At 72.5% G+C, this 2,651-nt stretch carries 2 protein-coding genes; one reads left to right on the plus strand and one right to left on the minus strand.

What is annotated here, in order from left to right:
- Nucleotides 1-63 precede the first annotated feature (63 nt).
- A complete protein-coding gene (locus JS521_RS35180; RefSeq protein ID WP_205086920.1) occupies nt 64-2,190 on the minus strand; it encodes a S9 family peptidase in 2,127 nt (708 codons plus the stop codon).
- A gap of 182 nt (nt 2,191-2,372) precedes the next feature.
- Between JS521_RS35180 and JS521_RS35185 the strand changes: the two genes are divergently transcribed.
- The gene (locus JS521_RS35185; protein ID WP_010063247.1) at nt 2,373-2,567 is read left to right on the plus strand and encodes a hypothetical protein; all 195 of its coding nucleotides are present in this window, start codon (nt 2,373-2,375) and stop codon (nt 2,565-2,567) included.
- Nucleotides 2,568-2,651 lie beyond the last annotated feature (84 nt).

A 2,651-nucleotide genomic window follows, 5' to 3' on the forward strand; every position in this document is an offset into this window, starting at 1 on the left:
CCCCCGCCCTCCTCCCCGCCGCCCCGCTGGTGAGCCGGGGGCGGACGGGGAACGGCGGGCGGCTCAGGCGCCGGACATCCCCAGCGACCGCTTGAGGAAGTCCACCTGGAGCAGGAGCAGGTTCTCCGCGACCTGCTCCTGCGGCGTCATGTGCGTCACCCCGCTCAGCGGCAGCACCTCGTGGGGACGGCCCGCCGCCAGCAGCGCCGAGGAGAGCCGCAGGGCGTGGGCGACCACCACGTTGTCGTCGGCCAGACCGTGCACGATCATCATCGGCCGCACCTCGGAGGCGGGCTCGGACAGCCCGTCGTCGGTGAGCAGCGAGTTGTACGCGTACACCTCCGGCTGCTGCGCCGGGTCGCCGAGATAGCGCTCGGTGTAATGGGTGTCGTACAGCCGCTGGTCCGTCACCGGCGCCCCCACGACCGCCGCGTGGAAGACGTCGGGCCGCCGCAGCACCGCGAGCCCCGCCAGGTATCCGCCGAAGGACCAGCCGCGGATCGCCACCCGGGACAGGTCGAGCGGGAAGCGGTCCGCGAGCCCGTGCAACGCCTCGACCTGGTCCTCCATGGTCAGCACGAGGTTGTCCCGTACCGCCTTCTCCCAGCCCGGCGAGCGGCCCGGCGCGCCCCGCCCGTCCGCCACGACCACCGCGAAGCCCTGGTCCGCGAACCACTGCGAGGTCAGGTGCGCGTTGTGGGCGGCGACCACCCGGCGGCCGTGCGGACCGCCGTACGGATCCATCAGGACCGGAAGCGGACCATCCGCCTCCTGGTAGTCCGAGGGGAGCAGCACGGCGCACGGAATCCGCCGTGCGCCCCCCTCGGTGAGGGTCACGCGGGCGGACAGCACCGGCTCCTGGGCGGAACTCGTGATCCGGGCCAGCCGCTTGCCGTCCCGCACCACCCACGCGGCGGCTCCGGGCTCCTCGGGGACGGACGAGACCACGACCGAGAGGCCGCCCGAGCGGACCGCGGAGTGCACACCCACCCCTTCGGAAATCCGCTCGATTCCCAGCTCGTTCACCCGGTACACATGGATCTGCCCGATCTCCGGCTCGACCGCGTCCTCACCGGCCACCGCGGAGATCAGGATGTCCGACTCCCCGATGTCCAGCACCGACTGGACGTGCAGCTGCGACCCGGTGAGCAGCCGGTCCCCGACCGCCAGCACCCGCGCCCCGCCCTCGTCGGCGATCCGCACCAGCCGCCCGTCCGGCGCCCACGCGGGCACCCCGGGGAAGAGATCCAGCCACACCGGGTCCTCGTCGACATGGACGATCCGGGTCGCGCCGGTCTCCGGATCCACCGCCAGATACCGCTGACTGCGCTGGTCGCGCGCCTGCACCAGCAGGAGCGGAGCACCCGCGGAGGACCAGTGCACCTGGGCCAGGTACGGGAACGCGGCCCGGTCCCAGACCACTTCGGTACGGGCCCCCGCCAGGTCCATGACGAAGAGCCGCACCTCGGCGTTGGGCGTCCCGGCCGCCGGGTAGGCGATCTCGGCGGGCTTGCGCTCGGGGTGCGCCGGATCGGCGATGTACCACCGCTGTACGGGGCTGTCGTCGGCCCGCGCGACCAGCAGCCGGTCCGACTCCGGCGACCACCAGAAGCCCCGGTAGCGGTGCATCTCCTCGGCCGCGATGAACTCGGCCAGACCATAGGTGACCTGGGGGTCCTCCGGCTCGGCCAGCGCCCGGTCGCCCTCGCCGTCCGCGCCCACGACCCGCAGCGCGCCCTTGGCCACGTACGCGATGTGCCGGCCGTCGGGGGACGGGCGGGGGTCGATCACCGGGCCCGGCACCGGCAGCGCCCGCGCGGTCCCGGCCCGCAGCTCCGCCACGTACACCTTTCCGGACAGGGCGAACGCGGCCAACTCCGCCGCCGCGTCCACCGCGTAGGAGACGATCCCGGACGAACCCTCCCGGGTCCGCTCCCGCCGGGCCCGCTCCTGCGCCGACAGCTTCTCCGCCGAACCGCCCAGCAGCACTTCGGGGTCGGCGGCGACGCGCTCCTCGCCGGTCGCCGGGTCGAGCACCCAGAGCCGGTTGGTCCGGTCCGTTCCGGACGCGGACCGCAGGAAGATCACCCGCGTCTCGTCCGGTGAGACGGTGAAGGCGCGAGGTGCGCCGAGAGCGAAGCGCTGGGTCCGTGCTTGCTGGCGGGGAAAGGACAGCTTCTGCGAGGTCATGGCGACGAACCTAGTGCCGAACTCGGCCGCGCGGCACGGTTCGTGCGCCCCTCGTGCTGCCGTGCCCCGATCAATGCGTTGGCACGGATAGTTATGATCCGTAGCGCTCGGTGGGTAGGAACCTGCTGACTCCGCGTACCCCCATTCCGACTGTCCGAACGTACCGATGGAGGTGAACCGCCGTGGCGCTCTCGATTTCGGCGGTAGTGCTGCTGGCGATCATCGTCTTCCTGCTGATCCGGAAATCCGGACTGAAGGGGGGACACGCGGTGGTCTGCATGCTGCTCGGGTTCTACATCGCGAGCTCGTCCATCGCACCGACCATCTCCGATCTGACGACCAACGTGGCCGGGATGATCAGCAGCATCAAGTTCTGACCGGACCTCCCGGGGCCGAGGGCCACGGCCCAGGGGTCACGGGACGGCGGCGGGCACGGGGCCGGGGGCCGCCGCCCCCCCCCC

The sequence above is a fragment of the Streptomyces durocortorensis genome (assembly GCF_016901035.1).
GTDB lineage: Bacteria > Actinomycetota > Actinomycetes > Streptomycetales > Streptomycetaceae > Streptomyces > Streptomyces durocortorensis.